Raw genomic sequence first — 19,092 nt, 5'->3', positions numbered from 1 at the left:
TAATTGGCATCATACGAAGCTCCGTGCCCACGTGACAACCATTCCAAGTTGAAGCGAAACCGTCTGTAGTTTGATCACATCAAGGTTTATAAAACATCTCTGAGGTAAAGTCATGAAGGGAGCTGGAACGTTTTGAAGATTGTACAAAACAGGGTTCTACGTACACGAGTATATTCATGGGCAGCGGGAATTGTTTTGGCGGCATGTGCGATGGGGTATAGTGCTTCACCATCCTATGCATCAGAGGTGTCTCAGGCACTTGTACCCAAGCAAGCCGAGATTGAAACCAGTGCGGCGATTGGAAGCATTAAGGATGTAGAAAACGCCCACGATTATATCCAGCCCGCGGTGAATGGTGGATTTTTAATCCTGAATATCGAGGACGATACAGAGGCAAGCGTCGTGCATGTTACATATGGCAAGCTGGACAGCTCTCTGGAGAGCGTATGGTGGCACCAGCAGGATTTGAACACGCAACCGGGAACGAGCAGTAGGGGAGTACAGCGGGAAACGTTAGATGGTGGCATGCTGTTTCTGACTGACTATACAAAACCGAACGGCATACAAGATTTGCAGGCTACACGTTTGGACAACGATGGAAATGCCGTGTGGTCCAAAACGTTACAAACAGATGGCTTGATATCCCAAGGACAGAATTCTCGGATAGGTTTGGAACCGCTTGCGGATGGAGGTTTTCTGGTTTCCTCTCTTAACGGTGCGGAGCAGACTTTCACTGTACTCAAATATACAGAAGATGGCGATAGTCAATGGAATCGCACGACGAACGGGGTGAACTCGGGTTGGCTGGTCGGCAGCCACGATGGGTATTATGCGCTTATGAACAGCTCAGATGGCCCGGTAGGGGTGCAAGCAGATGTATATGGTCGCGATATTCGCAATATCCAGTTGGATTTGGGCTCAGGCAAGGACATTGCAGCCGTGCGTGAGCTGTCCAGTGGTCATATTGCTGTAACGGGACTTAAAGGAAGCAGCAAGCGCACACAGGTTTTAAGCAATGGTCTGCAATTGTTTGGTAACACAGAGGACTATCCGGCTGACCGGGTGTACCTGCCTGAAGAACAGCTGTACGTTCAGTTTAGCGATCGATATGATCCACTGGGAAAAACCACGAAGATGCATGGAATCACGATCACAGGCTTGGAAGGAAACGGGACGAAGGAATGGGAAACTACGACTCATTATAAGGAAGACAATTCCTTTGGTATCCGATATGATACAGGCTTGATATATAAAATACCATCAGGCTACGCGGTGGTAACATCTACAACAGGTGCACAGAAACCAACAGCTCTCGATTTTGCGAAAATATTGATGCCGGAGTAATCCGGTGTCTTTTTTTGTGAAACACCGAGGACGATCTTGTATAGCTGTGTGATCATAAAAAACAGCCTGCTTGTATATGAAATACAAACAGGCTGGTATTCGATGCTGTATCTAGGATGCAACGATGCTGGACTGTAAAATAGCAGACAGCTTTTCCTGGAAAGTCGGAATGCCTACACGCTGTACATACGCGTAAAAGCTTTCGCCAGGGGTCCGGTTCTCTTTATAGAACAGAATGAGTTCTGCCAGAACAGGTCCAACCTGATCCCCGCGTACGCGGCCTTTGAGCGCTTTGTTCAATTGGGCACCCGATCCGAGTGTTCCCCCGACAGCGATATCGAAAGCGTCGACCATGCCTTCAGGTGTTTTAATGAGCGAGCCCTGCAAGCCGATGTCGGCAATATGCTTTTGACCGCAGGAATTTGGGCAGCCGATAAAATGAATTCGCACTTTTTCATCCAAATCTATGTGCTGATCCAAATACTCGGCTACGTCAACCGCCCGCTTTTTGGTTTCTACAATCGCCAGATTGCAGAATTCATTCCCTGTGCACGATATCGTGCGGCTCATAAAATGCTTGGGCTGTGGTGTCAGGCGCTGCAAAACAGGAGCTTTCAGTAATTCATCCACTTGGTCGTCCGGCACGCCACTCAGCAATATATTTTGCGACATGGTGGTACGAATCTGTCCATCACCATAGCGATCAGCCAGTTCAGCCAGTTCATGCAGCTCGTCGGCGCTCAGACGACCGACAGGCACGTTCAGGCCAACGTAGTTCAGCCCCTTTTGGACTTGTGGATGTACACCGTCAAAATAGGCGGCCTGCCAGCCGATCGTTTTGTCCTCGCCTCGCCCTGGCATTTCGCCAATATACTCGGTGAGCTTTGCCAAAAACTTTTCCGGGCCCCAATCGGCGACGAGAAATTTCAGGCGGGCATGGTGGCGTTTTTCCCGATAGCCGTAGTCACGGAAAATGGTTGTGACTGCAATAGCAACCTTCAGTACTTCCTCGGGACGAACAAACAGATCCAGTGACTGTGCCAAGTGTGGCTTGGCGGACAAACCTCCACCGACCATCGCGTGGAAGCCGACCACTTCTTTTCCGTCAATGGTCTTGGTGGCTGGCGTGAAGGACAAGTCGTTAATTTCAGCCTGTGCGTTGTTGTACGTATTGCCGGAGATGGACATTTTGTACTTGCGCGGCAGATTGGAGAAGTCTCGATTCAATAAAAAGAAACGGTTTACCTCATCGACAATCTCCCTAGTATCCACCAATTCGTTGGGGTCAATGCCAGCCAGCGGGTTCCCGACAATCGTACGCGGGCAGTCTCCGCAGGCTTCAAAGGAATACAAATCGACTTCTTCCAGTCGCTTGAAAATATCGGGCAAGTTTTCAACCGTCAGCCAGTGAAATTGAATCGCCTGACGAGTGGTGACATCCACAAGACCGCGTCCGTACAGCGTGGATATGTCAGCCAGTGCATGTGCCTGTGCTGAGGTCATGATACCTGTGTTGATTCGGACACGCATCATGAAATGACCATCCTTGGGCTTTTGCTGATAGACACCAGCCCATTTGAAACGGTCCATGTCGTCTGCGGAAATCGAGTCATAGCCTTCGTTTGCATAGTTTTCGATAATGGTACGTATTACGTCGAGACCGTCTTTTTCCAGCTTGACCAGCTCAAATTTGTTTAGCTTATCTGGATGAGCAGTCCAGATTGGTTCGTAGGCCATCCTGTTAACCTCCTTCACTTTATTTCCGACAATAGAACTAAGATATAATGTGATGGTATCATAATTGGTTGTGCCCGTAAACGAAGGAATGGTCCAAATGGTATAACGATTATTTATCGTTTTTGCTTATTTTTTTGATATAAGGATTTGGTAAATTTATAATATAAATAGTATGAGAGAACAGGTAAGTGGCAAACGGCACTTTTTTAGAAAAAGATAGGGCTTAAAGCGATTGTATGCATGTCCCCTCTATGGTAGATTTGGACTAGCTGATAGAACAGGGGCATGTAAGAGAGGAAATGGTGAGTGTATGCGTAAGATGGGGAAAAGAGCGGCTGTTCTGGCTTTGGGCAGCGCTTTGTGTGTTTCTGGAACAGCAGGTGCAGCCAGCAGTGGAGCTGCCTTGAAGGCCAAAGTCATTAATGGCGGGGTCTATGTCAACGTAAGCGATATGAATAAAGCTTTGGGAACCAGCGGCGCATATAACAGCGCGAATGGTACATATACGTTATCGGCTGATCGTGTGCCGCAGGTCATTAAAAATGTATCTCCTTCTGTGGTCGGTATCATCGGCCGTTCAGCCACAGGAGAAACAGTAGCAGGTGGAGATCGGTACAATCTGGCTCACGGCACGGGCGTCATCATTCGGACAGATGGGTGGATCGTCACGAACGCACATGTTATCGAAGGATTAGGTGATGCTGTGGTTGTAACTTCGGACGGAAAATCGTATGGAATTACCGACAGCTACAGCGATCCGGTCAGTGATTTAGCATTAGTCAAAATCAAGGCAAGCGGACTCAAGCCCGCTACTTTGGCAGCCTCCACGAACAGTCTGCAGGTGGGTGAGCAGGTGGTCGCTATCGGTACGCCTATCTCGTTCTCACTTCGTAATTCGGCAACCTCGGGTGTCGTTAGCGGACTGAACCGTGGTGTCAACGCTGCTTATCGTCTGATCCAAAGTGATACAGCGATCAATCCCGGTAACAGTGGCGGTCCGCTGGTCAATCTCAAGGGTGAGGTCATCGGGATCAATACAATGAAGTTCTCGGCGGTCGGCATTGAAAATATGGGCTTTTCAATTCCATCGGATACGGTAAAATACGTCATCGGCCAATTTTTCAAATACGGCGAGGTTCGGCGTGCCAGTCTTGGCTTGGGCCTGGAAGAGAGCTGGTCGGCTATCGTCGGATTGCCTACCGAGGACCCTCTGAAAGTCACGAAAATTACTTCGGCGAACGCCGTTCAGGCCAAAATCAAGGAAGGCGATGAGCTGTACAGTATTAATGGCAAGCGTGTAGCTTCCGCAATCGACGTCAATGAGTTGCTTAAAAGCTATCAGCCGGGTCAAACGGTGAGTGTACTTATGCAGTCGGATGGTGATATTGTGAAGCGCAAGCTGGTATTGACACAGGATAATGGTGAAATCTACGATTCCATTCAGTCGGGAGAAGATCTTGAGGATTCGAATGAATCGGATTCTGTCGAAGATGGCGGCAAAGCGCCTTCCAAGGAAGCATCAGAGTCAGCTCAAGAGGCCGCTGTTACTGGAAAGTGAACGAAAACGGACCTTGAATCTATCAAATACAGCTAAAGGGAGATTATTGTGAAGCATATTCAAAGAAAAATGATGCGTAAGCTGGGGGTCGGCGCAGTCGCATTGTCCCTTCTGCTTTCCACTTTGCCAGCAGCCGCAGCAGATAGTAGTGATAAAACCATATTGGAGTTGCGTCTGCAAAGCGGCAGCAATACAGCCATCGTGAACGGTCAGAAGGCGAATATTACGAAGCCGTACTCGAAGAGTGGCGCACTTATGGTTCCGGCAGGTGTGTTTAAAAAGGCATTTAACAGCAAAATTCGGCTGGCAGAGGATAATGTAGTCAAAATCAGCAGCGGGTCTCGCATCGTATCGCTGACTATGGGTAGCCGTACAGCCTGGGTGAGAGGCCACAAGGTGACCCTTTCCGCTCCACCGGAAATGTCTTCAGGTATCCTTATGGTGCCCTTGCGTCAAGTAGCGGAAGGCCTTGGCGGCAAGCTGGAGAAGAATGGTGCAGGTATCATCATTCGGATGGAAGCGCAAGAAGAGGCGGGTACGGTAGCTGAAGAGACGCCGAACATTGATAATGATGAGGGCAAGACGCAGATCGGGAACAGTTACTACGAATGGTCTATGAACTATCCAACAGGACTCGTCATTGGTCAGGGAGGTGGAGATGAGAGCATTTCCACTTTTATGGACGAAAATAGCGCGTATTATATGGAAGTCCATACAGCATCACAGCCGGTTCCACTGAATGCGGATGATCTGTTACAACAATTGGTGCAGAATGCCAAGGAAACGGGAGAAACTGTCATAGATCGGAAATCCTTCCCGAAAGCGAAGGTGCCTTATGCTCGTGTCATTACGAAGGATGCGGACGGCGTATTGTGGGAAAATCGTCAATATTATGATAACGGACGACTGTATGTGATTTATTTTTCCGATGCTAAAGCCACGAACTATAAAGATCTGGCCCAATATGCGGGATTGTTAAATTCCTTCAAGACCTCCTTTAATGCGCAGGATAAGAGCATCAAAGACCTGTCCACCGTCGTAGGAGGCACTCGCGAGGCCGGAAATCCAGACTACGGTGTATCACTCAGCATACCCGCGGGCTGGAATATGGATGATCAGCGGATGCAATACGAAAGCAATGATGGATCAAGCTTCCACATAAAGGTAACCTCAGCTCCAGCGGATGGGACACTGGAGAATTGGAGTCAACAGCTGCAAAAATGGCTGAGTGATTCATTTGTGTCTACAGCCTACGAGGCACAGAAGACATATCCAATGAAGGTTGCAGGTGTTCAAGGACTAGTTCAGGAGTACCGGTATAATTTTGGTGACGGATGGGTTAAGGAATACAATGTGCTGATACAGCAAAGTGGATACCGCTACTTGGCAGAATACGCGGTACCGGAAAAAGTAAGCAAAGGGAATGACCAGTTCAACGCACTCATTTCCTCGCTTCAAATTGATTTCCAAACCGTAGCGAGCAACTTTGGACAGTTGGAAGAAGATGACTATCTGGCGGATAAAACGAAAACGATCAAAAAAACATCCAAAGCCTATGAATATACGGTCAATATTCCACGGTACTGGACTGCGGTTAGCGACCAATTTGAATTAGGCGATGTGGAATACAAGTTTACAGGCGGTCGTTTTTCCATCAAAATCGACAATGATCAATCATTTGAGTTAACAGTGTCCCAGCTCAAGGACTTTTATGATAAACAAGGTAAAAACTATAAGAACCTCAAGGTTGAGGAGGTTAAGGACGTGACATTTGCTGGTGTTCCGGCAGTGTCCTTTGCATTCCACCGTGTGGAGGAAGGGATCGGCTATACAGGCCACCAAATCGTTCTGGAGCATAATGGAAAAACATATACCGTGACAACAACGTTGAATGACGCGAACAACACGGCTGTGCAGTCTAACGCACTGGATTCAACGCTGAATTCATTTATGTTTGTGAAGTAGAGAAAAGATTAGGCAGTTTGTGGGGGAAGTGCTGCGCGTGCCATTTGATCCTTCGATCGCTGTTGACCCGGGATTCTTTGATTTTATAAGGGATTGAAAGGTAAGAATCCCGTGTCAAAGGCGAACGCTGACGCTTCTTCGGATTCAAATGGCCCGCTCCGGCTGGTGCCCGCCATAAGAGTACTAATTTTTCAAGGAGGGGATAGAGGCAGGGAAGTCAAAGGCTGCTGTTTGTGGTATTTGAACATGTGAATTCTGTCTTACTTTGTATAATCAGCACTTACAATGTACCGTTTGACGGGATTGTAAGTGTTTTTTGTGTTTTTATATAAGTTAAATTAAGAAAAATGTTCACAGGGAACGGAGTAGGCGGAATGGTGCTGTACAAGCGGAGCGGTCGCTTTTGTCCCCGGATTTCTCCCCTGAACATAGGCTTTATTCAAGAAATTCGGGGGCGGTGGCGATGGGAAGCACCATCCGACTGCGTAGTGGCATAATAAGTAACTTTTAAGTTCAACTTATATAGATATGATATTTTTGAAGGAATCGCTTGGAAAGTGTAGAAGCTTGGGGCGCAGTCTGGTACACTAGATTAGTTACAAGATAAGAATGTTTATGCCGCAGATGTTTGTGATGCGGATTTTTTGAGTTGGATGCAATTCATGCGAGGAACCGATGGTTCAGAGGGTGAATGATCGGACAGGATGATAGAAACAGATAGGATTCAAACAAGCAGCATAGCTGCCCTGAAAAACGATGAGCCAATGCGTGATCATTCGTTTTCAGCATATAGGGAGGACAATAATGAAATCAGCAGTACGAAGAGAAGATGTCGAGCTTCTGGCACCAGCAGGTGACTGGGATTGTATGCGTGCGGCGGTAGCGAATGGAGCCGATGCAATCTTTTTCGGAGTCGAAAAGTTCAATGCACGGGCACGGGCGAACAATTTCCGCATGGAGGAACTGTCTGAAATTATGGCGTTTCTGCATAGCTACGGGGTTAAGGGCTTTTTGACATTTAATATACTGGTATTTGAGAATGAACTGGAGGACGCTAAGGAACTGGTTGATGCCTGCATTGATGCTGGAGTTGATGCCTTAATTGTTCAGGATATGGGCTTGGTGAAAATGATTCGTGATATATCACCGGATTTTCCGATTCATGGTTCTACCCAAATGACAATTACTTCGCCGGAGGCCGTAGAGTTCACGAAGCCGTACAACATGGAGCGGGTTGTGCTTGGTCGTGAAAATAATCTGAAACAGATTCAAAAAATTGGCGATCAGGCGAGACTTCCGATGGAAGTGTTTGTGCATGGCGCGTTATGCGTATCCTACTCAGGCCAATGTCTGACCTCAGAAATGTGGGGCGGACGCTCTGCTAACCGTGGTGAGTGTGCGCAGGCATGTCGTTTGCCTTACGATCTGATGGTGGATGGAGAACAAAAGCCGATGGCCGATGTGACATACTTGTTGTCTCCTAAGGATCTGGCAGCTATTGATTTGATGCCTGAGCTGATCGACGCGGGTGTGGTTTCTTTTAAAATCGAAGGCCGACTGAAAACGCCTGAATATGTGGCAAATGTGGTCAGCAAGTACCGCAAGGCCATTGATAAGTATTTTGATGGCGATACATCCAAAACGAGCAAAGAAGATATTCGTGAGCTGCAGCAGAGCTTTTCACGCGGCTTTACGCACGGTTTTCTGGAAGGAACGAATAACAAAAAGCTGGTTGACGGTACGTTCCCGAAAAGCCGGGGCGTGTATCTGGGCCGGGTGGAACAAATTCTCCGTGATGGTGTAGTGTGCCGTATTGATGCGCCGCTTAAGCGTGGCGACGGTATTGTATTCGATGCGGGAGATCCTACGCAAAAAGAAGAGGGCGGACGCGTATACGATATCCGCCGCAAGGGTGTGAAGATTGAAGGCGAAGCCGGAGAAGGTTGGATCATCGACATCATAGCGGGACGCAACGATGTCGATTTGCGCCGTGTGCACGTAGGCGACCGCATTTGGAAGACCAACGACCCGGCGCTGGACAAGCGTCTGCGCCAGTCGTACGAGACCGATAAGCCGTACCGTGTCTTCCCGGTACATGTACGTGTCAGCGGCTCCCCAGGGCAGCCGCTGTCGACCTGGTGGACCGATGTGCAGAAGGGTACAACGGTCCGCGTGGACTCTGAGCTGGAACTTGAAATTGCCCAGAAGCGTCCGATGACGTACGAGCTGCTCGAAGAACAGTTCGGCCGTCTGGGCGGAACAGTGTTCCAGCTGGAAGAACTGGACGTCCATCTGCATGGGGACGTCATCGTGCCGATGCGCGAGCTGAACAGCATCCGCCGCCAGGCGGTGGAATTGCTCGCGGGCGAGCGCCCCAAACCGCCCGTGTACACGAAGCGGGCGGTGGAGGTGTATGGCGATGCATCCGTTCCGGCATCGCCTGTGGTACGCGGTCAGGCGGAGCTGACCGCGCTGTGCCGCAGCCTCCCGCAGGTTGCGGCTGCGCTGGAGGCCGGCGTGGAGTTCATCTACGCCGACTTCGAGTTCATCAAGCAATTTCCGGCCGCTGTTGAGGCCGTACACGGCGCAGGACGCCGAATTGCGCTGGTGACCCCGCGTATTCACATGCCGGGTGAAAACGGCTATCACAACAACATCCTGCGCTTGAAGCCGGATGCTGTGTTGGTACGCAATCCGGGTGCGCTGTATTTCTACATGCGTCATCGCTTGGAGAACCCGGACGCACATCATCCGCAGCTGATTGGCGACTTCTCGCTTAACGTTGCCAACCATAAGGCGGCCGATCTGTTCCTTGATTCCGGCTGCGACCTCGTTACGCCGTCGTATGATCTGAACATCCAACAGATGGTCGATATGCTTAGACGTACGCGTACTGACAAGCTGGAAATCGTAATCCAGCAGCATATGCCGATGTTCCATACCGAACACTGCGTATACTGTACCTTTATGAGTGAAGGCACGGACTACACCAACTGTGGTCGCCCTTGTGAGGATCATCGTGCCTCCCTGCGTGATCGGATTGGTATGTCTCACCCGGTCCGTGTGGACGAAGGCTGCCGCAATACAGTATACAATGCTATTGAGCAATCCGGCGCCGAGTACCTGTCCAACTTTATGGAGCTGGGTGTGTCTCGTTACCGTGTAGAATTTTTGGAAGAGACACCGGAGCAAGTGCATGAGGTTATTGATCTGTATAACCGTGCCCTGCGCGGAGAAATCAGCGGAACGCAGGTTTGGAAGACTCTCAAAGCGACGAATCAGCTGGGTGTTACACGTGGGCAGCTGGTGAAGTAAATAACTGTATATTTATACTGGAGCAAGAAAGATCATAGAAGCATAATATAATCATATAGCAAGCTAGAGATTGGAAGACATGTTCTCGTCGAGGGAAGATGTCTTCTTCTTTAACCTATCAAATTCATCTATCTTCCTGTTATAATCATAGACAGTATTCCTATTCGTTATATTGAAGACAAAGGAGCTTAACCTATGAAAATCCGTAAAGCGATTATTCCTGCTGCGGGACTGGGAACCCGATTCCTTCCTGCTACGAAGGCGATGCCTAAAGAGATGCTTCCGATCATAGACAAACCGACGATTCAATATATTATTGAAGAGGCTGTAGCATCTGGTATTGAGGATATCATTATCGTTACTGGTAAAGGCAAAAGAGCAATTGAGGATCATTTTGACTACTCATTTGAGCTAGAATATAATCTTACTTCGAAAGAAAAATGGAATCTGCTTAATGAAGTGCGCAAACCATCAGAAATGGCAGATATCCACTATATTCGTCAAAAGGAACCTAAAGGTTTGGGGCATGCTATCTGGTGTGCACGTAAGTTTATTGGTGATGAGCCTTTTGCCGTGCTTTTGGGTGATGATATCGTCGAATCCGATAATCCATGTCTCAAACAGATGATTGATGTTTTTGATGAGTATCAGCGTTCGGTTGTAGGTGTAAAGCAAGTAGATTGGAACGAGGTTCATCGTTATGGGATTGTTGAAGGACATGCACTTACCACCAAAATCTCGGAAGCAGAACGTCTGGTAGAAAAGCCGAAGAAAGAAGAAGCAACCTCCAATTTGGCGATTATGGGACGCTATATCTTGACGCCTGATATTTTTGATATTCTTGGTCAGCAATCCGCTGGCGTAGGCGGGGAGATTCAGCTGACAGATGCATTGTCCAAACTGGGCGAAAAAAAACCCATTCTGGCCTACGAATTTGATGGGAACCGCCATGACGTTGGCGAGAAGCTGGGCTTCATTGAAACAACCATTCATTATGCCCTGCAGCATAACGAAATTAAAGATGAAGTACTGGCTTATATGAGACAGGTTATAGAAGAGATTGATCAACAAAAGCAGGCAAAGTTTCAATAGCCTACCATGCTTAATATAAAAAAATAGACTGCCAGATGATATGATATCATGGCAGTCTATTTTTATATACCTATTTCTCCGATTTCAACTGAGCAATTTGCTCCTTCTCCATCGGATCAGCTTTAATCAGCTTATCGTACAATGCTTTGTCATCCTGTCCCTGCTTTTGCAGAGCGGCAATATAATAACGAGCTACCTCACGATTCGTGGAATCACTCAGATCGTCCTTCAAGCCGTTTTTCAGAATGCTGGCAGCCTCGGCATACTTACCCGTGACGAATTGAATCTTACCGGCATTCAATGCAATCGATGGTGTGATCTCCCAAGAGCGGCCAGTAAACTGAGTAGGAGGCAATGTCTTTAAATGCGCCATACCATCCAGAATGCGTTGATAGGCGCTCATCCCAGCATCAAAATATTTTTTCTCATTAGCTGTGTCATTGGCCAATCGAGCTTTATTGCCAAACTCAAACGCTTGCGTAATCAACAAATTGTGCCAATCCAGATCCCAGTTGAAGTTAGTACGGTTATTTTCCAAAATGGCAAATGCCTTGTCACTGTTTCCTTTAGCTTGCTCTAGTCGCATCTTAATAACCAGCATATTTTTATTATACGGCTCTGCCTGTAGACCCAGATCAACAATAGCAAGGCCGCCAGTATAAAATTCTTCGCGTTTAGTCTGCTGATATACCTGATAGTACATGCGGCTCAACCCTACAATGGAATCAATATGAGTTGGGCGCAAGTTCAAATCTTTATTATAAGCAGCTTGTCTTTGTTCGAACGAATTGCTGCTTTCCAGCGCTTTTGCTTCCCAGGCAGCATTGTTGGCTTGTACAAAGCGTAGCCCCACAAACAGGAGCACAATACTGAGGATACCTATGGCGATACTGTAAATCGGACGGAAGCCTTCGGGCTTCATAGCCAAGCGTTTTACAGGTTGTGTATCCATTGCTGCAGCCATACCCCCGAGTCCTATAAACACAAGTATGCCCATGAACACATAACTCATATTAAAGTCCAATAGACTATGGAGCAAAATGGACATCGCCAAGATCAGGTAAAGGAAGTGGCTATCCCGATTTTCCTCATCGTTTTTGATATAGCCTTTAATATATTTGTAGAAAATATAAAGGATAAACGCCATGAAAATAATGAATCCAAGAATACCGACCTCTACCAAATACTGCATGAAAAAGTTATGTGCCTGTGCGCTTGTATAGCCATAGTCTTGATATTTTTCATACAGCGTAGCCCAACCGCCGCCACCTGCGCCAATCAACGGATAATCGGCAATTAGCTTCGAAGCATCACGATAAAAAGTTATACGTTCCAGCACACTATGCTGTTGGAAGTTGATGTTTTCCAGACGTGTCTCCACGTTGGCCGGCAGAAAGCTCCGTAGCCCTGTACCAATGAGCAGGAACGCAACTACACCAATCACGACCACAGAGCCAACAGGCAGCCACAGATTAGAGAGTTTACGTGAAGCTAGACCTTGCATCCCTTTTTCCAAACGAGGTCCCAGAGAGGCTTGTATAAGCCATAGAACAACTGCAGTCACCAAGGAAGCCCCAAGAAGCAGTCCCCAGCCTTTAGCAGCCACGGCACCGTTGTAGGTCTGATTCAGCTGTAATCCCCAATTTGTAATAGGACTCAAAATAGCAAGTGAAACGACACCTGCAATTGCGCAATGTAGTATCCACAAAATTTGACGTGCAGGTTTAAAAAATAAAAGTAGTAGTACAAATACTACGGGCAGCATCACAAGACCACCACGCGAAAGAGTCAGGAACAGTGATACCAGAATAGGCACCAGCATAAAGGCGTGAGTCACTTTTCCATACCACGTCTTTGACTTCATTAGGCAAAAAACGGCTGCGAACAAAAACGCCATCAAAAATGCTGCATACGTATTTGCGTACTGAAAGACGGATGTCAGACGTATACCATTGGAGTCCGTCATGACGGCATCTATGTAATGATTGTTAAATACCCTGGACGAGAACCAACCCACCAAGCGCCCAGCCAAGACCCATTGCCCGAACCAGTTAATGAACCCGAAGCCTATAATAAGGTAGGCAACGGTCATAATTGTGGTTTGAATGATCCGGTTGCTCAACCGATCCCGCAAGGCGTACAATGTAATGATGAATAATGAGGCATAGATGCACTGCACTACGACCATGTTCATTGCGAGATAATGAGAAGCAGCGGAAATCATCGAGAGCACGTATGTCAGCGGGAGCAGCATAACAAGTACCGCCAGCCAGTCTCTTTGATCTTCCAATTTGAATTTCTTATAATAGGTTACGATTCCCAAGATCAATAGAATCGTGCTGATGATTAAAGCCCAATACAGAGGCTTTTCAAAGTCGAACATTTGCCCATTAAAAAGTGCAGCCTGGAAGGGGGCCCAAGCTAAAAACAAAATCATGCCAACAATTAACACCCAAAATATAGCCGCCCTTTTATCGCCACGGGTCGACGTTTGGGCTTGTTTCCCGTATACTGGATTCGACAAGGTTTACAATCTCCTTTTCTTGTAGATACGTCAATATTTTAGCACAGGGGCTTCATACTATCCACTCGTGTATTGAATAGGGTTTTAAGCAAAATACTGATTATTATGCAGTTCGACATTTTAAATGTAAGTGGGGAAGTGCCATATGTGGGCAGAATTTATTAAGACGCAAAAGCTAATTATTAGCTTAGCAAAAAGTGATTTCAAAAAGAGATATATGGGTTCTTATCTTGGAACGGTGTGGGCCTTTATACAGCCCTTAGTTACTATACTTCTGTTCTGGTTTGTTTTCCAGGTGGGATTCAGGTCTACACCGATTGATGACGCTCCGTTTATTTTGTGGCTTATATGTGCCATGATTCCATGGAACTTTTTTGCCGAGGCCTGGCAGACGTCAACCACGTCTGTATTGGATAATAATTTTTTGGTTAAAAAGGTGGTTTTTAAACTTGAAATATTACCAATTATAAGGATTTACTCCTCTTTATTTGTACATCTGTTTTTTTTAGTTTTTCTCGTTATCATGTTTGCGGTGTATAAATATGATTTCACGGTATATTACTTCCAAATTTTTTATTATTTGATAGCTACTTTTTTGTTGGTAGTTGGACTATCGTGGATTACGAGTTCGATTTTGTTATTTTTTAAAGACACATCTCAGATTGTCGCTTTACTGGTACAGTTTGGATTTTGGCTTACTCCTATTATGTACCCACTTAAAATGATTCCAGAAAAGTACAGCTTCTTATTTAAGGCAAACCCTATGTACTATATAACGGATGGTTATCGGAGAATATTTATTTATCGGCAGTGGTTTTGGCAAGATATGAAGTTAACTATCTATTTTTGGGTGGTTACCCTCGCTATGCTTATTGTAGGTTACTTTTTATATCGTAAGTTAAAACCTCATTTTGCAGATGTCATATAAGGAGTAATATCGAATGGATGATTATGTAATTAAGGCCCAAAGCCTTACTAAACAATATAAGCTCTACCATAAACCTACCGACAGGTTAAAAGAAGCATTGCATCTATCAAATAAAGCTTATCACGAGAAATTTGTGGCTCTTGACCAGGTTACCTTTCATGTCCCTAAGGGAGAGTGTCTGGGGATCATCGGTAAGAACGGTTCAGGTAAATCCACTTTGCTTAAAATGATCACTGGTGTGCTTACACCTACTTCTGGTTCATTGCAAGTTAAAGGGAATATATCGGCTCTACTGGAACTTGGCGCAGGCTTTAATCCTGATTTCACAGGGATTGAGAATATTTATCTGAACGGGACTATTATGGGCTTCTCCAAAGAAGATATGGATCAAAGATTACATGAAATTCTTGAATTTGCTGATATTGGGCAATTTATTCACCAGCCAGTCAAAACATATTCTAGCGGAATGTTTGTACGGCTCGCTTTTGCAGTAGCTATCAATGTGGACCCAGACATTTTAATTATTGATGAGGCGCTGAGTGTGGGCGATATTAGATTTCAGCAAAAATGCTATCGGAAAATAGATGAGTTGAAGAAGACTAAAACGGTTCTGTTTGTAACCCATGATATGTCAGTTATCAACAAATACTGTGATCGGGTAATCTGGATTAATGAAGGTAGGCTTATTGAAGAAGGAGATCCTAAAGAGATATCCAAGAAATATCAGGCCTTTATGATTGGAGCAGATTACAAAAAATTGGGTTTAGATATATCTTTAGATTCTGAATCTATTTTTGAGGGCTCTTCCAAAGCTGATATGGTTGATCCTCTGCAGGATAAACTCGATATGATGGGTGACGATAAAGCGCTTATTACAGGCATAACACTTTATGACTCCGCTACGCGTCATAAAGTAACATTCGTAGAAGCGGAGCAAAATGTACAACTGCTCATCCGAATTGATATATTCGAAGTGATTGACAATCCGATTGTCGGTTTTTCCATTAGAGACCGTCTTGGAAATATTATCGGGCAGACTAACAGCTATATTTTAGGTATGAAACAGGAGTCGCTTTCTCCCGGGAAAGGGTATGTTTTCTGTTTCGACTTCCGTTTTCCAAGCTTGAATCAGGGGCAGTATACTATTTCACCTGCAATTGCTTCAGGTACACAACAGGATCATAAGCAGCATAGTTGGGTTCATGATGCATTGGTTCTTGAGGTTTTACCAATTGGGTATGATTCGCTGAGTGGTGTACTTTATTTAAACGATGTCTCTTTCTCAGTTATCTTATAGAAAGTAGGGATTACATTGGATTTTACAGGGGAGCGTTTTATACCTCAAGAATCAGATAAGGAACTAGAAATAGAACATATTCAGCGGTACAGCGTACTCAAACAACTGGTAAAGGGAAAGACTGTGCTGGACGCGGCTTGCGGAGAGGGTTATGGCTCTTATTTGCTGGCGAATTCTGCTGCCAAAGTTGTAGGAATAGATATTGATTCGGACACAATTGAGCATGCAAGGAGAGTTTATCCAAAGGACAATCTCGAATATTATATCGCCAGTATTGAGCGCATGCCATTTCAGGACAACTCTTTTGATATCATTGTTTCCTTTGAAACGCTGGAGCATGTTGATGAAGAATTGCAAATTCTTTTTCTAAAGGAAGTCAAAAGATTGTTGAAAGACAATGGGACGTTCGTTGTTTCAACACCTAACAAAAAATACTATTCCGACTTGAGGGATTACACCAATCCTTATCATGTTAAAGAGTTGTATAAAGACGAGTTTTCTAATTTTCTGAAGGATTATTTTAAGTATACTAACATTGTTTCTCAGCGATTTGAAGTTGTTTCGCTTATGAACAACGCCTCTTCGGGCGGCACTTCTGTTTATGCTTGTGAGTTGAATGACAGCCAAGAAATACATGAGAAATATATGATTGCTTTTTGTTCCGATTTCTCTGAGTATGCAGAGCCGAAGTTCTCCATTACACCATATCCTGACAAGTATCAGGAGATAACTGAACGTATTTTGAGCTTACAGAATGAAGTTGAAGAGAGAAACAAGCATATCAACGTGCTGGATCAGGAATTGTTTTTTTTGAGAGAAAGATTTGCAGAACTGGATCCTCTCAAGGAAAAGCTGTATCGCCTGGAAGAAGAAAAAAGCGAGCTGCATAGTCAGCTTGGAAATTATAAAGAGCAGTTGGTGACGGCGAAAGCCTTGTGGAAGCAACAGGAAATAGAGCTTACTGGCAAGTATGAGCAAAAGATTGTTGAATTGAAACATAGTATTGAGGCACAAAAAAATAAATTGGGCACTCAAATTGAGAATCAAAAAGGACACATAGAGCTTCTACTTCGGCAGGAAAGAATTCTAAATAATATCTATCAGTCTGGCGGTTGGCGTCTGCTGCAGAAATATTATCATTTCCGGGATTGGCTGGTTCCTGCCAACAGCAAACGGCGTGTAGTATCGAAACTGGCCGCAAGAACGGTAAAGCATCCTAAAATCATGCTTTCCGCACTTAACAAGTCTAACCTGCGAAAATTAAAATACTATTTGAAATCCGAAGATAGCAGTCGGCTCGGCAGCAGAATTGATACGTATGTTGGACGATTTGTAGAGGAAGAGACTCCAGTTGTTGAGGTTGAGGAAATGGATAATGTTCATTATGAGCATTTGGTGTTTCCTGAAATTAATGCTCCTAAGGTGTCTATAATTATACCGGTTTACAATCAATGGAAATACACCTATTTGTGCCTTGCATCCATCTTGAAAAATACCAATGATGTATCCTACGAGGTCATTATTGCCGACGATGTGTCCAATGATGAGACAATCAATATTGCTAATTATGTGGAAAATATCAAAGTAGTCCGTGACGGTGTAAACCGCGGTTTTCTTCTTAATTGTAACAATGCAGCCAAAGTTGCAGAGGGAGAGTATCTGTTTTTCCTCAATAATGATACGAATGTACAGAAGGATTGGCTAAGCTCTCTGGTGGAATTGATTGAATCGGATCAGACTATCGGAATGGTTGGCTCTAAGCTGGTATATCCGGATGGAAGACAGCAAGAAGCTGGCGGGATTATCTGGAATGATGCAAGTGGCTGGAACTTTGGACGACTGGATGATCCATCCAAGCCGGAATACAACTATGTTAAGGAAGTAGATTATGTTTCCGGTGCAGCCATTTTGCTGCGGCATAACTTGTGGAAAGAGCTTAAGGGATTTGATGAACGCTACGTTCCTGCTTATTTTGAGGATACGGATATTGCTTTTGAAATTAGAAGACTGGGCTATAAAGTCATGCTGCAACCGCGATCCGTTATCGTTCACTTTGAAGGTATTTCACACGGGACGGATACCGGAAGCGGTATTAAAAGCTATCAGGTCACAAATAAAGAGAAGTTTAAAGAAAAATGGAAGACAGAGCTTGCTAAAGATCATTTCAATAATGCTGAGCACCTTTTCTGGGCGAGAGATCGTAGCCGCTATAAGAAAACTGTGGTTATTGTGGATCACTATGTGCCGCACTATGATAAGGATGCCGGGGGAAGATGCACGTTCCTCTATACTAAATTACTGCGGTCCATGGGCTTCCATGTTATTTTTATGGGTGATAACTTCTTCAAGCATGAGCCTTACACTACAAAGCTTGAACAAATGGGTGTTGAGGTTCTATACGGAAATGAATATGCTAAGCATATTAACCAATGGATAAAGAATAACGCACAGTATATTGATTATGTGTATTTGAATCGTCCGCATATCTCAGTCAAGTATATAGATGTTTTTAAAAAGCATACGAAAGCTAAAATCATATATTTCGGGCATGATCTGCATTATATACGTGAATTGAGAAACTATGAAATTTCTGGAGAGGTTAGTTTATTAAAGGCATCTGAGGAATGGAAAAAAGTTGAGTTTGAGTTATTTGAAAAGTCAGATGTAATTCATGTCGTTGGAGAATATGAGAAAAAACTGGTTGGTTCAGAGTTTCCGAATAAATTAATTCGGAACATACCTTTATTTCTATATGATAAACCCTATGACACAGATACTAGTAATACACAATTTAACAAAAGAAGTGGTTTACTGTTTGTGGGCGGATTCAATCATACACCTAACTTCGATGGGATTATATGGTTTATAGATAAAGTTTTACCTTATCTTTCCCGAGAGATTCCAAACATTAAACTTTATGTCGTGGGATCAAATCCTCCAGAGGATTTGATGGCAAGGCAATCTGAAAGAATTATTATTACGGGCTATGTAACTGATGGAGAATTAGAAGAATACTACCGGCAGACCCGTTTGGTAGTAGTACCACTTCGTTTTGGAGCAGGTGTCAAGGGGAAAGTTGTTGAGTCGCTTTATTATCAAGTTCCTCTTGTTACAACCTCCATTGGAGCCGAGGGACTTAAAGAAGCAAATTTAGTGATGGAAATTGCAGATGAAGAACAAGAATTTGCTGATCACATTATAAGGTTATATACAGACGAAACCAAGTGGGCTAAACTTTCTGCATTATCTGGAGAGTATATTAAGGAACATTTTACAAACGAAGCTGCTGAACGGGTTATTTCTCTGGATATTACTCAATAGGAGAATTTATA

General features: G+C 44.9%; 10 protein-coding genes. 8 read left to right on the top strand and 2 right to left on the bottom strand.

Annotation, left to right across the window (positions count from 1 at the left end):
• The first annotated feature begins 132 nt into the window (after window positions 1-132).
• The gene (locus LCF57_RS09520) at window positions 133-1,344 is read left to right on the top strand and encodes a hypothetical protein (RefSeq protein WP_226000470.1); all 1,212 of its coding nucleotides are present in this window, start codon (window positions 133-135) and stop codon (window positions 1,342-1,344) included.
• 111 nt (window positions 1,345-1,455) lie between these two features.
• On the opposite strand, the gene LCF57_RS09515 is transcribed toward LCF57_RS09520, so the two are convergent.
• Window positions 1,456-3,081, bottom strand: a complete 1,626-nt coding sequence (locus tag LCF57_RS09515; RefSeq protein WP_226000469.1) for a nitrite/sulfite reductase — start codon at window positions 3,079-3,081, stop codon at window positions 1,456-1,458.
• A gap of 310 nt (window positions 3,082-3,391) precedes the next feature.
• On the opposite strand from LCF57_RS09515, the gene LCF57_RS09510 reads away from it, so the two are divergent.
• The 4 genes from LCF57_RS09510 to galU all read left to right on the top strand — a co-directional run bounded on the left by LCF57_RS09510 (window position 3,392) and on the right by galU (window position 11,011).
• On the top strand, window positions 3,392-4,639 hold the full coding sequence (locus LCF57_RS09510) for a S1C family serine protease (protein WP_226000468.1): 1,248 nt from the start codon (window positions 3,392-3,394) through the stop codon (window positions 4,637-4,639).
• Window positions 4,640-4,687: 48 nt separating this feature from the next.
• Window positions 4,688-6,604 (top strand): stalk domain-containing protein, encoded by a 1,917-nt coding sequence (locus tag LCF57_RS09505; RefSeq protein WP_226000467.1) that lies wholly within the window; start codon window positions 4,688-4,690, stop codon window positions 6,602-6,604.
• An 804-nt stretch (window positions 6,605-7,408) separates the two neighbouring features.
• On the top strand, window positions 7,409-9,919 hold the full coding sequence (locus LCF57_RS09500; RefSeq protein WP_226000466.1) for a U32 family peptidase: 2,511 nt from the start codon (window positions 7,409-7,411) through the stop codon (window positions 9,917-9,919).
• 195 nt (window positions 9,920-10,114) lie between these two features.
• Complete coding sequence (gene galU / locus LCF57_RS09495; protein ID WP_226000465.1) at window positions 10,115-11,011, top strand: UTP--glucose-1-phosphate uridylyltransferase GalU; 897 nt, start codon at window positions 10,115-10,117, stop codon at window positions 11,009-11,011.
• A 70-nt stretch (window positions 11,012-11,081) separates the two neighbouring features.
• Here galU and LCF57_RS09490 read toward each other — a convergent pair whose 3' ends face one another.
• Complete coding sequence (locus LCF57_RS09490; protein WP_226000464.1) at window positions 11,082-13,535, bottom strand: O-antigen ligase family protein; 2,454 nt, start codon at window positions 13,533-13,535, stop codon at window positions 11,082-11,084.
• Window positions 13,536-13,680: 145 nt separating this feature from the next.
• Here LCF57_RS09490 and LCF57_RS09485 point away from each other — a divergent pair, with 145 nt between their 5' ends.
• The 3 genes from LCF57_RS09485 to LCF57_RS09475 are packed head-to-tail and all read left to right on the top strand — an operon-like array spanning window position 13,681 to window position 19,081.
• Complete coding sequence (locus tag LCF57_RS09485) at window positions 13,681-14,463, top strand: ABC transporter permease (RefSeq protein WP_226000463.1); 783 nt, start codon at window positions 13,681-13,683, stop codon at window positions 14,461-14,463.
• 13 nt (window positions 14,464-14,476) lie between these two features.
• Window positions 14,477-15,760, top strand: a complete 1,284-nt coding sequence (locus LCF57_RS09480) for an ABC transporter ATP-binding protein (RefSeq protein ID WP_226000462.1) — start codon at window positions 14,477-14,479, stop codon at window positions 15,758-15,760.
• 15 nt (window positions 15,761-15,775) lie between these two features.
• The gene (locus tag LCF57_RS09475; protein WP_226000461.1) at window positions 15,776-19,081 is read left to right on the top strand and encodes a glycosyltransferase; all 3,306 of its coding nucleotides are present in this window, start codon (window positions 15,776-15,778) and stop codon (window positions 19,079-19,081) included.
• The last annotated feature ends 11 nt before the right edge of the window (window positions 19,082-19,092 follow it).

Origin of the sequence: Paenibacillus sp. BJ-4, from assembly GCF_020404765.1 — a bacterium.
In the GTDB taxonomy this organism is placed as follows: domain Bacteria; phylum Bacillota; class Bacilli; order Paenibacillales; family Paenibacillaceae; genus Paenibacillus.
This window is presented reverse-complemented; position numbering and strand designations above follow the sequence as displayed.